Genomic DNA, 22,793 nt, shown 5'->3' on the forward strand with positions numbered 1-22,793 from the left:
GGGAGGGGAGACTGTCGGTCTTTTTTGTTTGTGATATGGTTTTTTAGGGATATAGTGGGAAGAATTTGAGGGAGGGATTTGAAGGAGGGACGCATAGAAAAATAATTTATTTCATGTGCGGTTTCGGACATTAAGATATTCTAAGCTGTTAAAAATCTGCTAAAGGCATGAGAAAAATGCCACAAACTCGCTTCGCTCAGACAGTGTGTCATTTTTCTCATAACGCAGATTTTGACCAGCTAAGAATATCTAAATATCCTGCAAATGCACATGAAATAAATTATTTTTCTATGCTGGTGGTTGGATCTTTTAAATACACTTTAACCGAATCAGGTAAGTCCCCTGCGGAGGTTGCGAAAAGCAATAAGAAGTGAGTGGGGACTTGCTTGTATCAGGAGGAGCGCAAACATTCCTTCTGAATAACTGTGTAGCGAAGTGGATGATTTTATCCACTTGATTTCGGTTAAAAGATGGAATATAGTATATTGTCACACATTGACACTTTACCATGATGAGGTTAAAATAGAAATAGATTATGCGACTGTAAGGGAAAGTGGGCAGTTGCGATATTATTTTGAATTTCGGTGGTTTGCCGGGATTATTTGGACAGGAGCGAATATGTTATGATAGCAGAAAAAATGAAACCTTATGTAAAAAATAATTCAGCCATCCGTATGATGTTTGAGGAGGGAAATCGTCTCAGAGCCATTTACGGTGCGGACAAAGTTTATGATTTCAGTCTTGGAAATCCGAGCGTTCCGGCGCCGGAGTGTGTGAAGGAGGCTATTATAGATCTGGTGAATGAAGTGGAGCCGACAGTGCTTCATGGCTATATGAGTAATGCAGGATTTGAGGATGTGCGCCAGACAATTGCAGAATCTCTGAACCGTCGCTTTGGGACAAAGTTTGCGGCGAAGAATCTGATTATGACAGTTGGAGCAGCCAGCGGTCTGAATGTGATTTTCAAGACGATTCTGAATCCTGAGGAAGAAGTGATTGTTTTTGCACCATACTTTTTGGAATATGGTGCATATGTGCGTAATTTTGATGGCAAGCTTGTGGAAATCTCTCCGGATACTACCACATTCCAGCCGAATCTTGAGGAGTTTGAGCAGAAGATTACGGCAAAGACAAGGGCAGTGATCGTAAATACACCTCATAACCCCACTGGTGTTGTATATTCTGAAGAAACCATTAAGAAACTGGCAGCAATTCTTGAGAAAAAGCAGCAGGAATTTGGAAGTGTGATCTATCTGATCTCTGATGAGCCATACAGAGAGCTGGCTTATGATGGTGTAAAGGTTCCGTATCTGACAAAATATTACGACAACACTATTGTTGGTTATTCTTACAGTAAATCTTTGTCTCTTCCGGGAGAGCGTATTGGTTATCTGGTAATTCCGGATGAAGCGGATGGCAGTGAAGAACTTATTACTGCTGTGGCTATTGCCAACCGTACTATCGGATGTGTCAACGCCCCATCCCTGATGCAGAAGGTGATTGCCAAATGTGTAGATGCAGAAGTGGATGTAGCTGCATATGACAAGAACCGTCTGGCATTATACAATGGACTGAAAGAATGCGGATTCGAGTGCATCAAACCCCAGGGTGCATTCTACCTCTTTGTGAAATCACCGGTAGCAGATGAAAAAGCGTTCTGCGAAGCTGGAAAGAAATATAATATTCTCATGGTTCCGGGAAGTTCCTTTGCCTGCCCGGGTTATGTGAGACTGGCTTATTGTGTATCTTATGATACTATTATTAATTCCCTGCCGGAGTTTAAGAAACTGGCAGAAGAGTTTGGACTGTGAAAACGGCGGGGATTGACATTGGGACAACAACGATAAGCGGTGTTGTTCTGGAAAAAGAGGAAAACGGACAGGCAAAGATTCTGGAGGCAAAAACTGTAGAGAACGGTTGCTTTATCGAAACCGGAAATGAATGGGAAAGAATACAGTATGCAAAAGAAATTGTAGAAAGAGCAGTGAATCTGCTGGATTATTTCCTGGAGAAGTATCCGCATGTTGAGCGGATTGGGCTCACAGGGCAGATGCATGGAATTGTCTATGTTGACAAAGAAGGAAATTGTGTCAGTCCGTTATATACATGGCAGGATGCCAGAGGAAGTATCTGCGATGGGGATCAGATTCCTTTAACAGAAGAAATTCGGGAAAGATGTCAAATCCATGCTGCTTCAGGATATGGGCTTGTCACACACATTTATAATATCAGACATAATCTGGTTCCGGATTCGGCTTTGAGCTTCTGTACGATCATGGATTATTTTGGAATGTATTTGACAGGGCGTAAAAAACCATTGGTACATGTGAGCAATGCGGCAGGTTTTGGATTCTTTGACAGCCATAAGATGTGCTTTGAAAAAGAAAAACTGGCTGAAATGGGAGTGGACGTAAATTGGCTGCCTGATGTCTGTACGGGAATAGAAAAATTGGGTACATACAGAGGACGGACAGTTACAACAGCAATCGGAGACAACCAGGCAAGCTTCCTTGGAGCAGCAGGTGATGAGGAGAATATATTACTGGTCAATATGGGAACCGGCGGACAGATTTCTGTTCTTTCCAGTCAGTATTTTTCGGGAGATGGAATTGAGGCAAGACCTTTCCTAAATAGGAAGTATCTGCTTGCAGGAGCATCTCTGTGTGGCGGCAAGGCATATGCGCTTCTGGAACAGTTTTTCCGAAAAATTGTAAAAGAAGCGACCGGACAGGAGCAGCCATTATACAAAGTAATGGAAAAGATGGCAAGAACAGGGAGAGACCAGAATAGTGAAAGAACTGAAAGTCGAAAGATTAAAGTTGAAACAACATTTGACGGTACGCGGGTAAATCCGGAAAAAAGCGGCAGTATTACCCAGATCTGTTCCGAAAACTTTACACCTGAAGATTTTTGCTATGGTGTTCTGAAGGGAATGAGCACAGAACTGTATCAGATGTATATGACTATTCAAAAAGGAATCGGCATAAAGATCAGGCGTATGATTGGTTCAGGGAATGGACTGAGAAAAAATCCGGTACTGTGTGAAATTATTGAAGATATGTTCAAGGCAGAACTTGTTCTGGCAGAATGTGAAGAGGAGGCTGCGACAGGAGCGGCAATGAGCAGTAGTATGTATAACTATAGCAACTCCACCAGATAATAAAATGAAGCAGTGAAGCGGATTGTGAGTAACCAATTGATTTTAATACTGGAATTTGAGGAAAGAGAGTGTCACGCAATCATTAAAAGATGGTTACGTGGTACTTTCTTTCCTGTTTTTTATTTTGCTTCCAGATGTTTAATCATACGATTTATAATCTGTTCCGCTTCTTTTGGAGAGTAATAAGTATCCGGATCCATATTTGTAAATTTCAGGTGATGTATCTATCATATAGCAAAAAACTACAAATTATTCAGAACCTCCAAATTGGTAGGGATTTGCTTGATTTGGTTAAATATGTATTGAGATAAGATAATATGTAAAATTTCAATAATGTGCTTTATTTGTAGTTGGAAAACAGGCTTGTTAGTAGTAAAATACAACTATAAATAAAAGAAGGGAGATTTCAGTTATGAAAAGAAAAAAGTCCATATGCAAATCGTTATTTACTATCTGTTTGATTCTAGGATTGGCTTTTGTTTTACCAAACATTAAACCTGTTCCGGTTATTGCAGCGTCTAAGGCTTCTTATGAAATAATAAATAAGAAGGAAATAAGAAAATATAAAAACATGAGTGCAAAGTATCTTTATCAGTTACCACAGCTAAAGGGAAACAGTGCGGCAATTAAGAAAATTAATAAGTCTCTCAGAGCTGATTATAAGAAGACTCTTTCTGGTAAAGAGAGCTTGTTTGAGTATTTTGAGGGAGACAAATATAATTCTTTTCGTCAGGATTATGGTGAGAAATATTATGACACAGTGACATGTAAAGTTATGTTTAACCAAAATGGATATATCAGTTTTAGATATTCATGTAAATGGTATGCCGGTGGAGTAGGTAATGTTTGGGAATATGGATTGACTTATCGCCTCAAAGATGGGAAAAAGATGGGAATTCAGGATGTGCTTGCAGGAAGCAGAGATTCCGCAAAACAAAGAATTGCCAGTACGTATGCGAATAAGATATCCAGCAGGGGATATGAACCAATTATGAAGATGAAATACTCTGAATTCTGTTTTTATATTAAACCAGGCAAGAAAGTTGTAGTATGTTTTGGACCGTATCAGCCAATGGGAGGAAATGGAAAATCTTCTATTACGATGAAGGGAAAAATAAATTAATATCAAGTTGGTATAGGGTGACAGAAGCATGGTATGAGTTTAAATCATATCCTGCTTCTTTACTGTCCGATTTATTGTATGTTATTTTTCGGCATGCTCCGATAGGTTTTGGAGCATGCCGGAAAATTTTATGAAAACTGCAAAAAAATTCAGGAAAAAAAAGACAGCATTTTAAACGCTATAGAAAAAATGTAATTTTTGAAAAAACAATTATTGTAATAATCTCCCGGACGTGACATAATAAGAATGGAAAAGTAAAAAGCAGGTTAAATTCTGATTAGAAACAGGTAAAATAACCTGCTTACATTATGCGCCGATTTTCTGAGATGAGGTGGGAAATCAGGCAGACGACAAAGGAGAAAATGATGGAAATTTTTTCAATGATATTGTCATTGCTGAGTGGAGTGGCATTATTTCTGTTTGGTATGTCATTGATGGGCGATGGCCTGAAAATGGTTGCCGGAAATAAGCTGGAAGCTTTTCTGTATCGAATGACAAACACACCGCTGAAGGGAGTTGCTCTGGGTACTGGTGTTACCAGCGTGATCCAGTCTTCTTCTGCCACAACTGTTATGGTCATTGGTTTCGTTAACTCAGGTATGATGAAGCTGAAGCAGGCCATCGGTATTATCATGGGAGCTAACATTGGAACCAGTATTACCGGGTGGATTCTCTGTCTTTCTTATATTGATGGAAAGAATGGAATTGCTAAGATTTTATCCACTGCAACAATTTCAGCAGTAGTAGCGATTATTGGTATTATCCTTCGCATGGCATGTAAGCGCTCCGTGCATAAAAATATCGGTAATATCATGCTTGGTTTTGCAATCCTGATGACAGGTATGCAGACAATGAGTGGTGCTGTTTCACCGCTGAAAGACAGCCCGACCTTTACAAATATGCTGACCATGTTTTCCAATCCTCTGATTGGTATTCTGGTAGGTATTGCATTTACCGCAGTGCTGCAGAGTGCATCTGCCACAGTCGGTGTATTGCAGGCGTTATCTGTAACAGGTATCCTGACATTTTCCAGTGCATTTCCAATCGTTCTTGGTATCGGTGTAGGTGCGGCCTGTCCGGTCCTGATCTCAGCCATCGGTGCTAATAAAAATGGTAAACGTACAGCACTTGTTTACCTGATCAACGACCTGTTTGGCCTGATACTCTGGTCTGTGATCTTCTATACAGTAAATGCTATCGTACATTTCGGATTTATGGATATGATCATGTCACCGGTTGCAATTGCTTTACTGAATACTGTATTCCGTGTAGCAACAGTATGTGTTCTTTTCCCGTTCATACCGAAGATCGAGCAGCTGGTGTGCTGGCTTGTAAAAGACAGTGCAGAGGAACTGGAAGATGAAGCAGACTTTGATCTTCTGGAAGAACGTCTTCTGAATTATCCGGCACTTGCTATTGGACAGTGCCACCGTGCCATGAGTGGTATGGCAAAGAAGCTTCGTAAGAATGTTAACCGTGCCATGAACCTTCTGAACGAATATCAGCAGGATAAATTTGACAAGGTACAGAGAAAAGAGAACCTGATCGATAAATATGAAAGCCGTCTTGGCGACTATCTGATGAAGCTGACAAAGCATGAGATGAACAGTGCCCAGACAAAGCAGGCTTCACTTTATCTTCATACCATCAATGACTTCGAGAGAATCGGTGACCATGCATCCTACATTGCCTATATGTCCAGTGAAATGCATGATAATCACACTAATTTTTCACAGGAAGCCTGGGATGAGCTGAATGTAGTAATGGAAGCAGTTCGCGAGGAGATCAACCTTACCTGTCGTGCATTCCTCAATGATGACAAAGAGATGGCACAGAGAGTTGCACCGCTTGGAATGATTATCACATCCTTATGCAATGAGCTAAAGATGCATCATGTAGAGCGTCTGAGTAATGGCAATTGCGGACTGGAAGAGGGAACTGTATATACAGATATTCTCAACAGCTTTAACCGTATTGCAGCACATTGTGCAAGTGCAATGGTAGCTCTCCTTAAGAGTGGAGACGAGAATCCGGATATGCATATCCATGATTCCAAGATTTACCCATCTGACAGCGTGGAATATTATACATACTTCAAGGAATATCGCCAGAAGTATGAAATCGTAAAGAACGAGGAACACATGCGAAGCATGGAACCGGAAGAGGTAGAATAATACTTTTATACTACAAAGAAGTAAATATATATGATATAATGACAGCAGATGATCTGGAAACAGATGTCTGCTGTTTTTTCGTTATAGTTGTCAGCAGGCTGGATTGTTTTTGCAAACACAACAACCCCAAAGGAGGAAGTAATTATGTTATTCGACAGTAGAACAGTTTATCTCGGTGCATCCAGGGATAAATATGAGCAGTATTGTAAAGCCTTAGATTCAGAGAAAATCAAATACAAAACAAAGAGAGTCAACCACGAAGAAAAAATGACAGCCCCGGGCAGGGGAACCGTCCGCAGCATGGGTGGGAACTTTGGAACAGATAAAACATTGTATGAAATCATGGTCGGAGAGAAAGATTACGACAATGCAATGGGGATTCTGACAGCACTGAAGTAGACGGAATCTATCCTGAAGAAGAAAGTATGCAAAAAAGTGTGCAAGATAATGTGCAAGATAACGGAAATCCTGGAGATGTTTTTGTGGGAGAATATAAACCGCACTTGAAGATGAACTTGATCCAAATGACATTACCAGATAAACCGAATAGCAGAAATCAGAGATATATAAAAATATAAAGAGCAGGAAGGAAAAATAAGATGGAATTTACAGGTGTATACCACAAAACATCAGAGCAGATGAGTTATCCCCTGGATGAGGACAGACTGATCGTAAATATTAAGACCGGATATGATGTAAAACAAGTATTTATCCATTACGGAGATCCCTATGAGGCCGGAATCCTGGGGGGAAAGGAAAAATGGACAGGAAAAAGAGAGGAAATTATTTATAAAAAACGTCTGCCTCATCAAATCTGGTGGACAACAACACTTTTTCCGGAATATAAAAGATGTAAATATTATTTTGAACTGAGAACAGAACAGGAAGTCTGGTATTATTTTGAAGATGGTTTCCTGACAGAAGAGCAGCTTCAGATGGATGGGCGTATGCAGCAGTGCTTTATTGTTCCCTGGATGAATCCGGCAGATATAAACCGCACACCTGCATGGGTAAATGACACCATCTGGTATCAGATTTTTCCGGACAGGTTCTGCAATGGGACGCCGGAAAAGAATGGAAATGATATCACGCCGTGGAGAAATCACGGAACTGTAACAAATGAGGAAAAATTCGGAGGGAATCTGGAAGGAATCCGTCAGAGATTACCGTATCTTCAGGAACTGGGGATTACCGGTATCTATCTGAATCCGATCATGGAAGCAGAGTCCAATCACAAATATGACACTACGGATTATACAAAGATTGATCCGGCTTTCGGTGATGAAGAAACGATGAAAGCACTTTGCAGGGAAGCGCATGAAAAGGGAATCCGTATTATGGTAGATGCAGTATTTAATCATTGCGGAAGAAAATTTGCGCCGTGGATGGATGTGCTGGAGCATGGGAAAGATTCTCGTTATGCAGACTGGTTTATGATAGAAGACTGGGAACAGATTGGAAAAAGAGCAGACACCAGAGACCGGCGTTTTTACTCTTTTGCATTTACAGATGCGATGCCGAAACTGAATACGAATAATGAAGAAGTGATCGAATATTTCTGCAAGGTCTGTGAGGACTGGATCCGGAAATTTGATATAGATGGAATCCGCTTTGACGTGGGAAATGAAGTGTCTCATCGGTTCTTAAAGCGGATACGGGAACATTTAAAAGCAGTAAAACCGGATCTTTATCTGCTGGGGGAAATCTGGCATGATGCAAGCCAGTGGCTGCAGGGAGATGAATATGATTCAGTTATGAATTACCCACTGCTCAGTGGAATCCATGATTTTTTCCTTGATAAAACAATGAAAAGAGAGGAATTCGAATATATGGTAAACCGTTGCTATACCATGTATATGCAGCAGAATAATGATGTGCTTTTTAATCTGTTGGATTCACATGATACGGAGCGGCTTATGAACCGTTTCCATGATCTGGATAAATTCTATCAGCAGCTTGCGATTCTCTTCACTCTTCCGGGAAGTCCCTGCATTTATTATGGAACGGAGATCGCAATGGAAGGTGCCCATGATCCGGACTGCAGAAGATGTATGCCATGGAGCGAGATTAACAGCGAAGAGAATCAGGAAAAGATAGCAACAATGCGTAAACTGATTATGCTAAGAAGAAATGAAAAAATATGCAGAAGCCCACATTTCCATTTTCCGGATACCTATGAAAACGACCGATGCGTAGAGTATATCAAAATAGATGAAGAAGGAAATAAAATGGAAGTTTTGTTAAATACATCGGAGAAAGAGATAAAGGTAAAAGAAGCCGGAGAAGTGCTTTTTGCCCGGGAGTTTGATGGAGAGATACTTGGTGTGAATGGAACATTGATCCGAAGGATTTAGACAACAGAGCACGGAAAAAGAAACGAATATCCCGAAAGAATATTACTGTTATATAAAAGAAGCCCCCGGACCGCTGCATATAACAGCAGTGGGAGAGGACTTGCCTGTATCAGGAGGAGTGCAAGCCTCCTTCTGATAAGCTGCGGAGCAGTTAATTGGTGTAGAATTGCGTAGCGAAGCAGATTGCCATAGTTAAACGGATTGAATAAATTTCTCTACATAATGCAGAGCCGCTCCGATTGCCGGTGTATATTGTCCGTTGGTACCGACCAGAATCTGTGTTTTATCCAGTATGAATGGTGCGGTTGTATGGAGATGTTCTGCCAGATATTCAATATCTTCTTCTGTAAAATAAGGTGCCAGATATCCGCTGAGGATGATCGGTGCATCGATAACAAGGTTGAGATTCTTCATGGCAAATGCCAGATGGTTTAAAAAATCTTTCCAGATCTGTATGATCTGGGGAGATTTTTTTTCACGCAGAAGAGGAAAAAATTCTTTGGCAGGCATACCAGCAGCCTGTTCCAGTGCATTGGCAGAGCAGTAGGTTTCCAGGCAGCCACGGCTGCCGCAGTAGCAAAGTGGGCCGTCGGGATTAATACACATATGTTCAAGAGTTCCGCTGTGCATGGAGATCCCCTGATGAATCTGATGATTGGTAATGATGCCGCCGCCCAGATTTCGGTTCAGCAGGATGATAACAGCACTGTCAAGCTCAGGATGATTCCATAATTCAAGGAACGCAGCTGATTTCGAATCATGTTCCAGATAACAGGGATATGGAAGATATCTGGAAAAATCATCCAGTTTCATGCCTGCGTTATTCATGATATCTCCATATAGTACAGTGGTATGATCCGGGGATGTGATACCCTGTGTGGCAATGGAGATGCCAAGAACTTTGTCATTGTCATATTGGCGCGATGAGATGAATTCTTTTACTGCGTCAGTGACCTGTTTATAGTAATCCGGTGTGTTGGAATATGGAAGCGGAATGGTATCTGTATAGAAAGCATTTCCATACAAATCTACAGCAGTAATATGAAACATCCCTTTTAAAATACCGATACCAATGGAAATTTTAAAATCTGATACAATCTGAAGGGCGTTTGCCTTTCTTCCACCGGTGGATTCAAAGAAACCATTTTTTTCAATAAGACCTTCCTGCTCCAGAAGGTTCAGGTTCTGACTGACAGTGGATAACCCCATCTGCAGTTCCTGAACAATCTGCAGCTTGGAGGTCGTTTTTTTTCTGTAAATATACTGGTAAACCTTTGATTTATTTATTTTCTTGAGACTAATGTTGGTCAATCCCTTTTCACTCATAATATTCTCCTGATTATGTTACAAGATAATGTTAAGTTTCAGTTTTATTGTAGCATAGAACGAAAAAAAAACAATAAAAATATCCGGCACGATCAGCAACATCAATTTGTCAGTACACTATAGTAAAATAGACAAAAAAGTTGTTTGAAAATTAGAATTTCTGTCAATGGATTTTTTAAAATAAAAGATATATACTCAACTTACAGTTAAGATATAAACGTAAGTAAAAAACATAATAACAAACAATAAGCATCGAATAAGACAAACAAGGAGGATATAATATGAAATTATCAATCAATGGAATCAAGGAACAGGAAGCATGGAAAAAGGCAGGAATTACTCTCCCGAGTTATGATGTGGAAGCAGTTTCTGAGAATGCAAAGGAGAATCCGGTATGGGTTCACTTTGGTATCGGAAATATTTTCCGCGTGTTTATCGGTGGAATTGCAGATGGTCTTCTGGAAGAGGGAGTTCTGGATCGTGGGATTACCTGTGTGGAAACCTTTGATTATGATGTAGTAGATAAGATTTATGATCCATATGACAATCTTGGATTAAGTGTAATCCTGCATGGGGATGGAACCCGTGAGTATAAAGTAGTCGGAGCTTTTGCGGAAGCAGTGAAGGCACAGTCTTCTAATGCAGAACAGTGGAAACGCCTGAAAGAAATCTTCACAAGCAAATCCCTGCAGATGGTTTCATTTACGATCACAGAGAAAGGCTATGCATTACAGAAAGCTGACGGAACATGGTTCCCGTTTGTAGAGGCAGATATCAAGAATGGTCCGGATAAAGCAGTTGGTGCCATGGCAGTTCTGGTTGCAATGCTTTATGAAAGATATAAAGCAGGAAAATATCCCATCGCACTGGTTTCCATGGATAACTGCTCACAGAACGGTGCAAAGCTTCGTGAGTCAGTACTGACAATGACAGAAGAGTGGAAGAAAGCCGGATTTGTTGATGAGGGATTTGTAAACTATGTAAGCGATGAGAAAGTAGTTGCTTTTCCATGGACAATGATCGATAAGATCACACCTCGTCCAAGCGAGCAGATTGCAGCAGACCTTGAGAATCTGGGTGTTGAGAACATGCAGCCGGTGATCACAGGTAAGAAGACATACATTGCACCATTTGTCAATGCTGAGAAACCACAGTATCTGGTAATAGAGGACAGCTTCCCTAATGGACGTCCGGCTCTGGAAAAAGGTTTCGGCGTATATATGGCAGACAGAAATACAGTTAACCTTTCTGAACGTATGAAAGTAACAGTATGTCTGAATCCGGTTCATTCTGCTACAGGTCCGCTGGGAGTAGTTCTTGGATATGATCTGTTTGCGCATATGCTTAATACAAATGAAGATATGATGAAAATGGCACGTATGATTGCTTATGATGAAGGTCTTCCGGTAGTTGCTGACCCTGGAATCCTTTCTCCCCAGGCATTTGTTGATGAGCTTTTTAATGATCGTTTTCCAAATGAATATCTGGGAGACACCAACCTTCGTCTGGCGGTAGATGTATCTCAGATGGTTGGTATCCGTTTCGGCGAAACAATCAAAGCATATGTAAAGAAATTCGGAGATGCTTCCAGACTGACAGCTATTCCTCTGGGAATTGCAGGATGGCTCAGATATATGCTTGGTGTAGATGATGAAGGAAATAAATTTGAACTTGCACCGGACCCAATGAATGAGGAACTGCAGGAACAGTTTAAGGATATTGTAGTAGGTAAACCTGAAACATTTAAGGATCAGTTAAAACCAATTCTTTCCAATGAGCGTCTGTTCTTCACTGACCTTTACAAAGACGGTGTGGGAGAGAAGGTTGAGGATATGTTCCGTGAGATGATCGCAGGACCTGGAGCTGTAAGAGCAACAATACATAAATATGTTGGATGATTTTCAGCAGATGGATACTATAACTGACTTTCAGGAGGAAAATGAAAATGAATTTAAAAGAACAGTTTAATGGAATTCAGCATATTGGAATTCCGACCAATGATATTGAAGCAACCATTGATTTTTATAAGGCTCTGGGATTTGAAATTGCTTTTCGTACAGTAAATGAGGAAGCAGATGAAAAGGTTGCTTTTCTGAAATTAAATACACTTGTTGTTGAGACATATGAGAATAAAGCAGCTAAGATGGAAGCCGGTGCCATTGATCATCTGGCGATTGATGTAAAAGACATTGAAAAAGTATATGAAATGATTAATCAGGCAGGATTAAATATGACCAACGATACCGTTCATTTTCTTCCCTTCTGGGAAAACGGGGTAAAGTTCTTTACAATTGAGGGACCGAATAAAGAGAAGGTTGAGTTCAGCCAGTACTTATAAAGTCAGGCGGTTAAATTCAGCGAGAAAAAGCATCTGTCAAAGCAGGTGCTTTTTGTTTTCAATATTTTATTGAGAAAAGCCTGAGAAAAGTTTAAAATAGGAAATAATAAAAAATAAACGAAAGGAGTTTTTATCATGAGTAAACGAACAGAGAGAATGAGTCGGAGTGCAGCTGAGAGAATTAACCGCAAAGATACAGTGATCAGACAGAATAATGCAGAACTTGAGGAGCTGAGGAGTCAGTATGAGAATCTGGATATCTGTGAGGAGGATAAGCAGGTGATTGATGATTATATTGCCTGCAAAGATGCCAGAGCTGACAGGATGGCAGAGAAACTCTATGAAAAGGGACGAAAAGATGTAAAGAGATGTATCCGCATCCGAAAACTGATCCGCAGATGCATGATCCTGTCTGCCATTGTTACGGTGGTACTGATTCAGTATAATAAGAATGAGAAGTTGAGAGAAAGTCTGGAAGAGCTACTGAAAATGTTCCGGGATGGAGTGTCGGACGAGGATTTATAACTGATATAAATAACGCAGATAAAAATGTACTTTCGGAATCTTTTTGCAAAAGCAAATACAAGGAAGACTTCGAGAGTGCATAAAACAAAAAAAGGAGCAAGAGACAGCATGGGAATACAAAGATACTCGATTATATACAGCAGTAAAACAGGGAACACAAAGAAGCTTGCGGAGAAGATCAGGGAGGTACTGCCTGAGGAAAACTGTGACTATTTTGGAACAGAAGGAGCAAAGGCTCTTTCTTCCGACATATTATACATTGGATTCTGGACAGATATAGGGAATGCAGATCCTGCAACACTTGAACTGTTAAAGAGTCTGAAAAACAAGAAGATCTTTCTGTTTGGAACAGCAGGTTTCGGAGGCAGTGAAGCCTATTTCCAGCAGGTTCTCGGGAAAGTTAAAGAATCTGTGGATGAGAGTAATACAGTGATGGGAGAATTTATGTGTCAGGGGAAAATGCCCCAGTCAGTTAGGGACAGATACGTAAAGATGAAAGAGAAGCCGGATCATGCGCCGAACCTGGATGAACTGATCCAGAATTTTGACAGGGCGTTATCTCATCCTGACAATGAAGATCTGGACAGACTGGAAGAAATAATCAGAAGAGACCTGGAAAAATAATTAAGTCTTGACTAACAGAGGGAACTGCGGTATAGTGCTCGTTACTAAAAAGGTAATCCATAAATTTATATAGATTTTCACGAAAGAGAGGTAACGAGACATGACATTTTATCAGGAATTACAATTGAGTTCGACCGGCTCCAAACAGCTGATCAGAAGCACCACAGACCCCAAAGAGAAAAGACGACACATTTTAATCTATAATTTTAAAGTGTATCTGGTTATGGCTTTTTGCGTAGCAGTGGTAAGCATGTACAGTAAGCTTACAGGGAGTAACAACAGTGTAGTTGGTGTTACTGTTCTGCTGGCAGTGCTTGTGCTGCGGCAGGCAGATTTCGGAATCAGGACAACACATGGACTGCTTTCCATTGCAGGGATCTTCGGTATTCTTATGTCAGGACCCCGTCTGGCAAATATGGTGCCTCCGTTAGCTGCGTTTGCAGTGAATGCTGTGTGTATTTTACTGCTGATGATACTGGGCTGTCACAATGTGATCATGTACAATCATTCTACCTTTGTTCTGGGATATCTGCTGCTTCTGGGATATGATGTGACAGGAAAGGAATACACCTTCCGTGTGATCGGCTTGTTGGTGGGAATGGTGATCTGTATGATCGTCTTCTATAAGAACCAGAGAAACAGAGCCTATCGAAGAACCTTCCTGGATTTGTTCCGGGAATTTGATCTTAAGTCAGCAAGAAGCAGATGGTATGTGAAACTGACACTGATTGTATCCAGCGCAATGCTGTTTATGAATCTTCTGGGACTTCCCAGAGCAATGTGGGCAGGAATCGCCTGTATGTCCGTATGTCTGCCTTTTACAGAGGACTGTATCCCAAGGTCTGTGAGCAGAGGAATGTTTAATGTTGTGGGCTGTCTGCTGTTTATTGTGCTGTATCTGGTACTTCCTAAATCCATGTATCCGTACATTGGAATGATCGGAGGAATCGGAGTTGGATATTCAGCAGGATATCCGTGGCAGACTGCATTTAATACATTTGGAGCGTTGTCTATTGCAGCAGGGATCTTCGGAATGCCGGCAGCAATAGCACTTCGTATAGGTGCCAATGTTCTGGGAGCAGCTTATACGGTAATCTGCAATAAAGTAACAGATAAAGTAGCAGAGTATATAGGCAAAAATAAATGTGCAGAAAATCTTTCCTGACTGAAACTGCGGAGCGGTTATAAGCAAGTAAAAAAGCGGATGATTTTATCCGTCTGATATGTGTTCTGGGAATAGAGTGAATATTAACGTACAATGACAGAGGGAGAGAGAAAGAATATGAAACAGGATACCCTGGAAGGCAGGGCGAGAACGAAAAATGGTGTAAAACGATTATGCTTTTCCGCAGTATGTATTTTACTAGAAGCAGCTTTTATCATTGCTATGATCACAAAGCTGAATCAATATGCGGAGATTATCAATCTGATGACAAGGCTTCTTGCAGGTGTACTGGTTCTTAAGCTGTATGCGTCAGACCAGACTTCATCTATGAAAATGCCCTGGGTTATTTTGATCCTTGTATTCCCTATCTTGGGAGTGGGATTGTACTTACTGATTGGTCTCAATGGCGGTACCCGTAAAATGCGGGAGCGTTATGACCAGATCGACAGGGAACTTCTACCGTTGCTTCCCAATGACAGTGAGTGCAGGGAAACGCTTGGCAGGAAAATCCCGAAGGCAGGCAATATTTCTGATTATATACAGAAAAATGCCTCCTATCCGGTCTATCAGAATACAGATGTTATTTATTATGATGAGGCAGTCAAAGGGCTGGAGGCTCAGCTGGCAGATCTGGCAAAGGCAGAGAAATTCATTTTTATGGAATATCATGCCATTGAGGATGCACAGGCTTGGCATAAAATCCAGAGAGTTCTGGAAGACCGCGTAAAGGCGGGAGTGGAAGTCAGAGTGTTTTATGACGACATGGGTTCCATTGGATTTATCAATACAGACTTTATTAAGAAAATGGAAAATGTGGGAATCCACTGCAGAGTGTTCAATCCTTTTACTCCGGGTCTGAATGTGTTTCTGAATAACCGGGATCACCGCAAGATCACAGTAATTGATGGAAAAGTAGGATTTACCGGCGGTTACAACCTTGCTAATGAATATTTTAATTTCACACATCCTTATGGACAGTGGAAGGACACAGGTATCCGTCTGGAGGGGGAGGCTGTACGTTCCCTGACAGTAACATTCCTGGAGATGTGGAATGCTGTCAGTGATAAGGATAAAAATGACAGTGATTTTACCGAATTTCTGGTTCAGACAGATTATCAGGCAAAGCAGACAGGATTTATCCAACCCTATGCGGACAGTCCTATGGATCATGAACAGGTAGGTGAAGAAGTGTATATCAGTATGGTGAATAAAGCGGAAAAATATTGCTGGTTTATGACTCCGTACCTGATTATCACAGATGAAATGACCCATGCTCTGTGTCTGGCAGCCAAGCGAGGGGTAGATGTAAGGATCATTACACCTGGTATTCCGGATAAAAAGATGATCTACAATATCACACGTTCCTTTTACCATGGACTGGTAAAACATGGAGTGCGTATCTATGAATGGACACCTGGTTTCTGTCATGCAAAGATGAGTGTGGCAGATGACTGTATGGCAACCTGCGGAACCATAAATCTGGATTACAGAAGTCTGTATCATCATTTTGAAAACGGCTGCTTTATGGCAGACTGTCAGGCAGTTCTGGATATCCGAAATGATCTTGCAGCAACCATGGATGAATGCCGTGAAGTGACAGAACAGTACAGTACCGGACGCAGCGCGTATCTGCGCCTGGGACAGCTGTTTATGAGGTTATTTGCGGGATTATTATAACGTTACTGTTTACTCCATAACACTTGGAAAAAAGTAGGATATCGTGTACAATGGAATGGGTAATAGCAAAACTATTAAAATATGGGAGGTATTTTAACTATGGATCTTTCAACCTTAGTAAAAATGTCAAATACTTATGGAAGTAATCCTGCTTATGTTCTGGCAGGTGGTGGCAATACTTCTGTAAAAGATGACACCACATTGTATGTAAAAGGCTCCGGTACACAGCTTGCTACAATCAAGTCGGAGGAATTTGTGGAAATGAGCAGAGCACGTTTGAATGAAATCATGAAAACTGATTATCCGGAAGATGATGTCAAACGTGAATCACTGTATCTTGCAGATGTTATGGCTGCAGTAACAGATGCTGACAAAACAAAACGTCCAAGTGTAGAAGCACTGCTTCATAACTTATTTGCCTATACTTATGTGCTGCATGTTCATCCTACACTTGTCAATGGACTGACCTGCGGAAAAGGGGCAAAGGAACTCAGTGAACAGCTTCTTGGAAAAGATGTACTCTGGATTGATATCTGCAAACCTGGATATACACTTGCGCGTATCTGCTATGAGAAAATGAATGCTTATAAAGAAGAATCCGGAAAAGATGTTCAGGTTCTTCTGCTTCAGAATCATGGAATTTTCGTTGCAGCAAATACTGTAGAGGAAATTGGAGTATTATTTGACGGCGTGATCAGTAAATTAGAGAAACAGGTAAAGAGAACTGCTGATGTCAGTGATGCGGTTACACCTGAAAAAGAGCAGGCAGCAGAGAAGCTTTCCCAGTTACTGGGACATGCGGTAGAAGTTGTACCTGTAGCGGAAGCTGATAACTTCGTAAAAGATAAGGCAGCGGCTGCACCGCTTCTGAAACCATTTACACCGGATCACATTGTATACTGTGGACCATATCCGTTATTTGTAGAGGATATTGATCAGGCAAAAACAGTACTGGATGCATTTATGGAAGAGAATGACAAAGAGCCAAGACTGATCCTGGTACAGGGAGTGGGTGCCTTTATTATGGAAGATGATAAGGGAAAAGCTGCAAAAGCACAGCTTCTTGTAAAAGATGCCATTAAGCTTGCAGTATATGCAGAAAGCTTTGGTGGCCCGCTTCACATGACAGATGATATTACATACTTTATCACGCATTGGGAAGCAGAAGCATATCGCAGTAAGAAATAATATAATAAGGGCTGTCGTTTTTTGACAGCCCTTATTATATTGGTTTAAACACTATATTTTTAAAGAAAAAGGTTTATTTTCAGCAAATCTTATTTCGTTTCTTTTTTCTCTTTGGCCTTCCCGGATTCAGGAATATTTCCATCTCCATAGTAAGCTTTCAGATAGATTTCCTTCAGCTCAGACATTAATGGATATCTCGGGTTGGCACCGGTACACTGGTCGTTGAATGCCTGTTCGGTCATTTCGTCCAGAGTTTCGAGGAAGTATTTCTCGTCTACGCCGTATTCTTTGATCGTATGTTTGATCTCGATAGTATCCATCAGTTCCTGCAGTTTCTGGAGAAGCTTCTCAAATACTTCGCTGTCGTTCTTGCCTGTCAGACCTACAGAACGGCCAATCTCAGCGTAACGTGCAAGTGTGTGCGGATACTGATATTGTGGGAAGGTACCCATCTTAGCCGGAACTTCGGCTGCATTATAGCGCAGAACATGAAGCAGAACCAGAGCATTTGCAATACCATGTGGAAGATGATGGAAAGCTCCCAGCTTATGAGCAAGAGAGTGGTTTACGCCAAGGAAAGCATTTGCGAAAGCCATACCAGCCATGCAGGAAGCATTTGCCATATGCTGTCTTGCTTCTACATCAGAACCATCTTTGTATGCACGTGGCAGATAGTTAAATACCAGTTTGATGGCATTTAATGCAAGACCATCTGTATAATCAGATGCCATCATGGAAGCATAGGCTTCAAGTGCATGAGTCATAACGTCGATACCGGAAGCACAGGTCAGTCCCTTAGGTGCGCTCATCATATTATCTGTATCAACAATAGCCATGTCAGGCATTAATTCATAATCAGCCAGAGGCCATTTGATACCTGTAGTCTTATCAGTAATGATAGCAAAAGGTGTTACCTCGGAACCTGTACCGGAAGATGTTGGAACAGCTATAAAGTAAGCTTTCTTACCCATATGCGGGAATGTGAAGATTCTCTTACGGATATCCATAAAGTCCATAGCCATATCATCAAAGTTGGCGTCCGGATTTTCATAGAGAACCCACATGATCTTGCCGGCATCCATTGCGGAACCACCGCCCATTGCGATAATGCAGTCAGGCTCGAACATTCTCATTGCAGCAGCACCGGCTCTTGCAGAAGCGAGAGATGGATCTGGCTCTACATCGTAGAAGCAGGTATGTACGATTCCCATCTGATCTAATTTATCTTCAATCTTTTTAGTATATCCATTCTTATAAAGGAAAGAGTCTGTTACGATAAAACAGCGTTTTTTGTGCATAACAGTGCCAAGTTCATCCAGAGCAACCGGCAGGCAGCCTTTTTTGAAATAAACTTTTTCCGGTGTTCTAATCCAGAGCATATTTTCTCTCCTTTCAGCAACGGTCTTGATGTTGATAAGATGTTTCACACCTACGTTCTCAGATACGGAGTTGCCACCCCAGGAACCGCAGCCCAGAGTCAGGGACGGAACAAGTTTGAAGTTATAAAGGTCGCCGATGCCGCCCTGAGAAGATGGAGTATTAATGAGGATACGGCAGGTCTTCATAGCTGCTGCATGTTTTTCCATCTTTTCCTTCTCTCTTGTGTCAATGTAGAGAGCGGAGGTATGTCCATAACCGCCGTCAGCTACAAGCTGTTCAGCTTTGGCAATCGCTTCGTCAAATGTCTTGGCCTTGTACATGGCAAGTACAGGGGAAAGCTTCTCATGTGCGAATTCTTCGCTGATGTCTACAGATTCAACTTCACCGATCAGAATCTTTGTTTCAGGAGGAACTGCAATACCGGCCATCTCAGCGATAGTGGCAGCTTTCTGACCTACGATTTTTACATTCAATGCACCATTGATGAGGATAGTTTTTCTTACTTTCTCTAATTCATCCGGTTTCAGGAAGTAACATCCTCTGTAAAGGAATTCTTCTTTTACTTTCTTATAAATGCTCTCAAGAACAGTTACAGATTGTTCGGAAGCACAGATCATACCATTGTCAAAGGTCTTGGAATGGATGATGGAGTTAACTGCCAGACGGATATCTGCACTGTCATCAATGATAACAGGAGTATTTCCGGGACCTACACCTAAAGCAGGTTTTCCGGAAGAATAGGCAGCCTTAACCATTCCGGGACCACCTGTAGCAAGGATGATGTCTGCTTCACGCATAACCTGATTTGTCAGATCAAGACTTGGAACATCGATCCATCCGATGATTCCCTCCGGTGCACCGGCTTCTACAGCTGCCTCCAGAACAACCTTTGCTGCCTCAATGGTACATTTCTTTGCGCGGGGATGCGGACTGATGATGATTGCATTACGTGTTTTCAGTGCAATCAGAGTTTTGAAAATTGCAGTAGATGTTGGGTTGGTTGTAGGAATAACAGCAGCAATCAGACCGATCGGCTCAGCTATTTTCTTAATACCATAAGCAGTATCTTCTTCAATCACACCGCAGGTTCTGGTATTCTTATATGCGTTGTATACATATTCGGCTGCGTAATGGTTCTTGATAACCTTATCTTCTACAATACCCATTCCTGTTTCTTCAACAGCATCTTTAGCAAGCGGGATACGTGCTTTGTCAGCAGCAGTAGCGGCAGCTTTAAAAATCTTATCTACCTGCTCCTGGGTAAATGTTGCGAAAATCTTCTGTGCCTCTTTCATGGCTGCAATCTTTGCAGTAAGGGCTTCAGGGGTGTCGATGATGGTTGGGATAGTGTTCTCTTTTTTTGCCATTTGGGAATCCTCCTGTTTGTGTTTTCGTTAAAAGTATTTACCGTGACCTGTTATGTTTTTATTATATAAATAAACTGATTATTCGGTCAACAGTAACATTAATATGAGCATAACGAAATATTATGGTGAAAATTGTGCATAATCACGTAAATAATGTGAATAAAATATCAATTGTCAGAATATATGAGAAAAAATTAACAATATATGTTCTGTTGGCAACTGAGAGAAAGTTAAAAAAATAACGTTAATAAATTAACAACCTCGATGATGCTATTATATGACTTTGTTAATCATTTGTCAATTACATAGCATATGAAAAAGTTAACAAATACTAACTAGGAATTTCGTGAAAATATAACAATATAATTTGTAGAAGGATTTATGTTTTTCCATATGTTTGCAGGAGATTAAGAGTTACTGTGAACGGAGTGAACAGTAATGATTAAGAAAAATTAAGCCCCGCAAAATCTGCGGGGCTTAATTTTTCTTAAGTTTCTATTTGTTTCAGGCTTTTCTGAAAGCGGCTCTCTTACGTTCTCTGGAATCCAGCAGTCTCTTACGGATACGAAGAGATTCCGGTGTAACCTCAAGGAGTTCATCCTGGTCGATGAAATCGATGGCCTGTTCCAGGCTGAGAACTCTTGGTGGAGTTAATTTCAGTGCATCATCAGCGGAAGAAGAACGTGTGTTAGTCAGATGCTTTGTCTTGCATACGTTCAGCTCGATATCTTCGGCTTTACCATTCTGTCCGATAACCATACCGCTGTAAACCTTTGCACCAGGTCCGATAAACAGAGTACCACGCTCCTGGGCTGCGAACAGACCATAAGTAACAGCTTCGCCAGCCTCGAAAGCGATCAGAGATCCCTGTTTTCTGTACTGGAAATCTCCCTTGTAAGGAGCATATCCGTCAAACATGGTATTGATAATGCCGGTACCCTTGGTGGAAGTAAGGAACTCACCGCGGAATCCGATCAGTCCACGGGAAGGAATGTGGAATTCCAGACGGACAGTACCGTCACTGGCAGTACTCATACCCTGCAGCTCACCTTTACGTTCGCTCAGCTTCTGGATCACAGTACCGGAAAATTCTTCCGGAACATCTACATAAGCGATTTCCATAGGTTCAAGTTTCTTTCCGCGCTCGTCTGTTTTGTACAGAACCTCCGGTTTACTTACTGCGAATTCATAACCTTCACGTCTCATGTTCTCGATCAGGACAGACAGATGAAGTTCTCCACGTCCGGAAACCTTAAAGGCTTCTGTTGTTTCAGTATCTTCTACACGAAGGCTGACATCTGTATTCAGCTCACGGTAGAGACGGTCACGAAGATGACGGGATGTGATGTATTTACCTTCCTGGCCTGCCAGCGGACTGTCATTTACGATGAAGTTCATGGCAATGGTAGGCTCGGAAATCTTCTGGAAAGGAATTGCCTCCGGGTTTTCTCCACCGCAGAGAGTATCACCGATATGGATGTCTGCAATACCGGAAATAGCAACGATAGAACCAATTGTAGCTTCCTTTACTTCAACCTTATTCAGACCGTCAAACTCATAAAGCTTGCTGATCTTAACTTTCTTACGTTTGTCCAGATCATGATGGTTTAACAGAGTCAGCTCCTGATTTACTGCAATTGTACCATTCTCAACTTTACCTACACCGATACGTCCAACATATTCGTTGTAGTCAATGGTACTGATCAGAACCTGAGTATCTGCATCAGGATCTCCCTCCGGAGCCGGGATATATTTCAGGATAGCGTCAAACAGCGGAGCCATATCCTTAGGAGTATCATTTAAGTCGATCACAGCATGACCTGCTTTTGCAGAAGCATACAAGAACGGACAGTCAAGCTGCTCATCAGAAGCACCAAGATCCATAAGAAGTTCCAGAACTTCATCTACAACTTCGTCAGGACGAGCTTCCGGACGGTCAATCTTGTTGATACATACGATTACATGGAGATCAAGTTCAAGGGCTTTCTTAAGAACGAATTTAGTCTGAGGCATAGCACCTTCGAAAGCATCAACGAGAAGAATAACACCGTCTACCATTTTAAGTACACGTTCTACTTCGCCGCCGAAATCAGCATGTCCTGGTGTGTCGATGATATTGATCTTTGTATCTTTGTAATGAATAGCTGTATTCTTGGATAAAATAGTGATACCACGCTCACGCTCAATATCATTGGAGTCCATGACACGTTCCTGAACTTCCTGATTCTCGCGGAATACACCGCTCTGTTTCAGAAGCTGGTCAACCAGAGTTGTTTTACCATGGTCAACGTGGGCGATAATGGCTACGTTACGGACATCTTCACGTTTTGTTCTCATAAAATGATTTTCCTTTCCTCTTTAAGCTTTGAATGGGTAACTGTTCGGCACACTT

The 22,793-nt window shown here is 41.4% G+C and carries 17 protein-coding genes; 14 read left to right on the forward strand and 3 right to left on the reverse strand.

The window, feature by feature from the left end; translation table 11 throughout:
• Positions 1-623: 623 nt before the first annotated feature.
• From G4417_RS00330 to G4417_RS00355, 7 genes are all read left to right on the forward strand, one after another.
• Positions 624-1,811: a pyridoxal phosphate-dependent aminotransferase gene (locus tag G4417_RS00330; protein WP_173682236.1), complete on the forward strand. Its 1,188-nt coding sequence runs from the start codon at positions 624-626 to the stop codon at positions 1,809-1,811.
• Positions 1,808-3,160: a sedoheptulokinase gene (locus G4417_RS17240; RefSeq protein WP_173682237.1), complete on the forward strand. Its 1,353-nt coding sequence runs from the start codon at positions 1,808-1,810 to the stop codon at positions 3,158-3,160. The genes G4417_RS00330 and G4417_RS17240 overlap by 4 nt, the downstream gene beginning before the upstream one ends.
• Positions 3,161-3,572: 412 nt before the next feature.
• On the forward strand, positions 3,573-4,283 hold the full coding sequence (locus tag G4417_RS00340; RefSeq protein WP_120062015.1) for a DUF4163 domain-containing protein: 711 nt from the start codon (positions 3,573-3,575) through the stop codon (positions 4,281-4,283).
• A gap of 365 nt (positions 4,284-4,648) precedes the next feature.
• Positions 4,649-6,457 (forward strand): Na/Pi cotransporter family protein, encoded by a 1,809-nt coding sequence (locus G4417_RS00345; RefSeq protein ID WP_173682238.1) that lies wholly within the window; start codon positions 4,649-4,651, stop codon positions 6,455-6,457.
• Positions 6,458-6,601: 144 nt separating this feature from the next.
• Positions 6,602-6,856 (forward strand): hypothetical protein, encoded by a 255-nt coding sequence (locus tag G4417_RS00350; RefSeq protein ID WP_026649178.1) that lies wholly within the window; start codon positions 6,602-6,604, stop codon positions 6,854-6,856.
• A 26-nt stretch (positions 6,857-6,882) separates the two neighbouring features.
• Positions 6,883-7,035 (forward strand): Fic family protein, encoded by a 153-nt coding sequence (locus G4417_RS17430; protein WP_334296866.1) that lies wholly within the window; start codon positions 6,883-6,885, stop codon positions 7,033-7,035.
• A 21-nt stretch (positions 7,036-7,056) separates the two neighbouring features.
• Positions 7,057-8,811: a glycoside hydrolase family 13 protein gene (locus G4417_RS00355; RefSeq protein WP_173682239.1), complete on the forward strand. Its 1,755-nt coding sequence runs from the start codon at positions 7,057-7,059 to the stop codon at positions 8,809-8,811.
• 192 nt (positions 8,812-9,003) lie between these two features.
• Here G4417_RS00355 and G4417_RS00360 read toward each other — a convergent pair whose 3' ends face one another.
• Positions 9,004-10,137 carry an ROK family transcriptional regulator gene (locus G4417_RS00360; protein ID WP_161233626.1) on the reverse strand — a complete coding sequence of 378 codons (1,134 nt, stop codon included), beginning with the start codon at positions 10,135-10,137 and terminating at the stop codon, positions 9,004-9,006.
• 281 nt (positions 10,138-10,418) lie between these two features.
• Here G4417_RS00360 and G4417_RS00365 point away from each other — a divergent pair, with 281 nt between their 5' ends.
• The 7 genes from G4417_RS00365 to G4417_RS00395 all read left to right on the forward strand — a co-directional run bounded on the left by G4417_RS00365 (position 10,419) and on the right by G4417_RS00395 (position 17,654).
• On the forward strand, positions 10,419-12,035 hold the full coding sequence (locus G4417_RS00365; RefSeq protein WP_173682240.1) for a mannitol dehydrogenase family protein: 1,617 nt from the start codon (positions 10,419-10,421) through the stop codon (positions 12,033-12,035).
• 47 nt (positions 12,036-12,082) lie between these two features.
• Entirely contained in the window at positions 12,083-12,475 is a 393-nt protein-coding gene (locus G4417_RS00370) for a VOC family protein (RefSeq protein WP_173682241.1), read from the forward strand.
• A 135-nt stretch (positions 12,476-12,610) separates the two neighbouring features.
• Positions 12,611-13,000: a hypothetical protein gene (locus tag G4417_RS00375; RefSeq protein WP_173682242.1), complete on the forward strand. Its 390-nt coding sequence runs from the start codon at positions 12,611-12,613 to the stop codon at positions 12,998-13,000.
• Between the two features lie 108 nt (positions 13,001-13,108).
• Complete coding sequence (bilS, locus tag G4417_RS00380; RefSeq protein WP_118520298.1) at positions 13,109-13,624, forward strand: flavodoxin family protein BilS; 516 nt, start codon at positions 13,109-13,111, stop codon at positions 13,622-13,624.
• Between the two features lie 100 nt (positions 13,625-13,724).
• Positions 13,725-14,789: an FUSC family protein gene (locus G4417_RS00385; protein ID WP_173682243.1), complete on the forward strand. Its 1,065-nt coding sequence runs from the start codon at positions 13,725-13,727 to the stop codon at positions 14,787-14,789.
• Positions 14,790-14,906: 117 nt separating this feature from the next.
• Positions 14,907-16,466 carry a cardiolipin synthase gene (cls, locus tag G4417_RS00390; protein ID WP_173682244.1) on the forward strand — a complete coding sequence of 520 codons (1,560 nt, stop codon included), beginning with the start codon at positions 14,907-14,909 and terminating at the stop codon, positions 16,464-16,466.
• Positions 16,467-16,565: 99 nt separating this feature from the next.
• The gene (locus G4417_RS00395; protein WP_173682245.1) at positions 16,566-17,654 is read left to right on the forward strand and encodes a class II aldolase/adducin family protein; all 1,089 of its coding nucleotides are present in this window, start codon (positions 16,566-16,568) and stop codon (positions 17,652-17,654) included.
• Between the two features lie 89 nt (positions 17,655-17,743).
• Here the strand turns inward: G4417_RS00395 and adhE are convergent, their stop codons facing one another.
• Complete coding sequence (gene adhE, locus G4417_RS00400; protein WP_173682246.1) at positions 17,744-20,401, reverse strand: bifunctional acetaldehyde-CoA/alcohol dehydrogenase; 2,658 nt, start codon at positions 20,399-20,401, stop codon at positions 17,744-17,746.
• 504 nt (positions 20,402-20,905) lie between these two features.
• A complete protein-coding gene (typA, locus tag G4417_RS00405; protein WP_055150693.1) occupies positions 20,906-22,738 on the reverse strand; it encodes a translational GTPase TypA in 1,833 nt (610 codons plus the stop codon).
• Between the last annotated feature and the right edge of the window lie 55 nt (positions 22,739-22,793).

The sequence above is a fragment of the Blautia wexlerae genome, from assembly GCF_013300825.1.
Classification (GTDB): domain Bacteria; phylum Bacillota; class Clostridia; order Lachnospirales; family Lachnospiraceae; genus Blautia_A; species Blautia_A wexlerae_B.

What these genes read in the sequence shown, in the direction of transcription:
- cls (WP_173682244.1), top strand. Translation starts at nt 14,907, where the DNA reads ATGAAACAGGATACCCTGGAAGGCAGGGCGAGAACGAAAAATGGTGTA.
- bilS (WP_118520298.1), top strand. Translation starts at nt 13,109, where the DNA reads ATGGGAATACAAAGATACTCGATTATATACAGCAGTAAAACAGGGAAC.
- G4417_RS00350 (WP_026649178.1), top strand. Translation starts at nt 6,602, where the DNA reads ATGTTATTCGACAGTAGAACAGTTTATCTCGGTGCATCCAGGGATAAA.
- G4417_RS00360 (WP_161233626.1), bottom strand. Translation starts at nt 10,137, where the DNA reads ATGAGTGAAAAGGGATTGACCAACATTAGTCTCAAGAAAATAAATAAA.
- G4417_RS00345 (WP_173682238.1), top strand. Translation starts at nt 4,649, where the DNA reads ATGGAAATTTTTTCAATGATATTGTCATTGCTGAGTGGAGTGGCATTA.
- G4417_RS00395 (WP_173682245.1), top strand. Translation starts at nt 16,566, where the DNA reads ATGGATCTTTCAACCTTAGTAAAAATGTCAAATACTTATGGAAGTAAT.
- G4417_RS00370 (WP_173682241.1), top strand. Translation starts at nt 12,083, where the DNA reads ATGAATTTAAAAGAACAGTTTAATGGAATTCAGCATATTGGAATTCCG.
- G4417_RS00340 (WP_120062015.1), top strand. Translation starts at nt 3,573, where the DNA reads ATGAAAAGAAAAAAGTCCATATGCAAATCGTTATTTACTATCTGTTTG.
- adhE (WP_173682246.1), bottom strand. Translation starts at nt 20,401, where the DNA reads ATGGCAAAAAAAGAGAACACTATCCCAACCATCATCGACACCCCTGAA.
- G4417_RS17430 (WP_334296866.1), top strand. Translation starts at nt 6,883, where the DNA reads ATGCAAAAAAGTGTGCAAGATAATGTGCAAGATAACGGAAATCCTGGA.
- typA (WP_055150693.1), bottom strand. Translation starts at nt 22,738, where the DNA reads ATGAGAACAAAACGTGAAGATGTCCGTAACGTAGCCATTATCGCCCAC.
- G4417_RS00385 (WP_173682243.1), top strand. Translation starts at nt 13,725, where the DNA reads ATGACATTTTATCAGGAATTACAATTGAGTTCGACCGGCTCCAAACAG.
- G4417_RS00330 (WP_173682236.1), top strand. Translation starts at nt 624, where the DNA reads ATGATAGCAGAAAAAATGAAACCTTATGTAAAAAATAATTCAGCCATC.
- G4417_RS00355 (WP_173682239.1), top strand. Translation starts at nt 7,057, where the DNA reads ATGGAATTTACAGGTGTATACCACAAAACATCAGAGCAGATGAGTTAT.
- G4417_RS00375 (WP_173682242.1), top strand. Translation starts at nt 12,611, where the DNA reads ATGAGTAAACGAACAGAGAGAATGAGTCGGAGTGCAGCTGAGAGAATT.
- G4417_RS00365 (WP_173682240.1), top strand. Translation starts at nt 10,419, where the DNA reads ATGAAATTATCAATCAATGGAATCAAGGAACAGGAAGCATGGAAAAAG.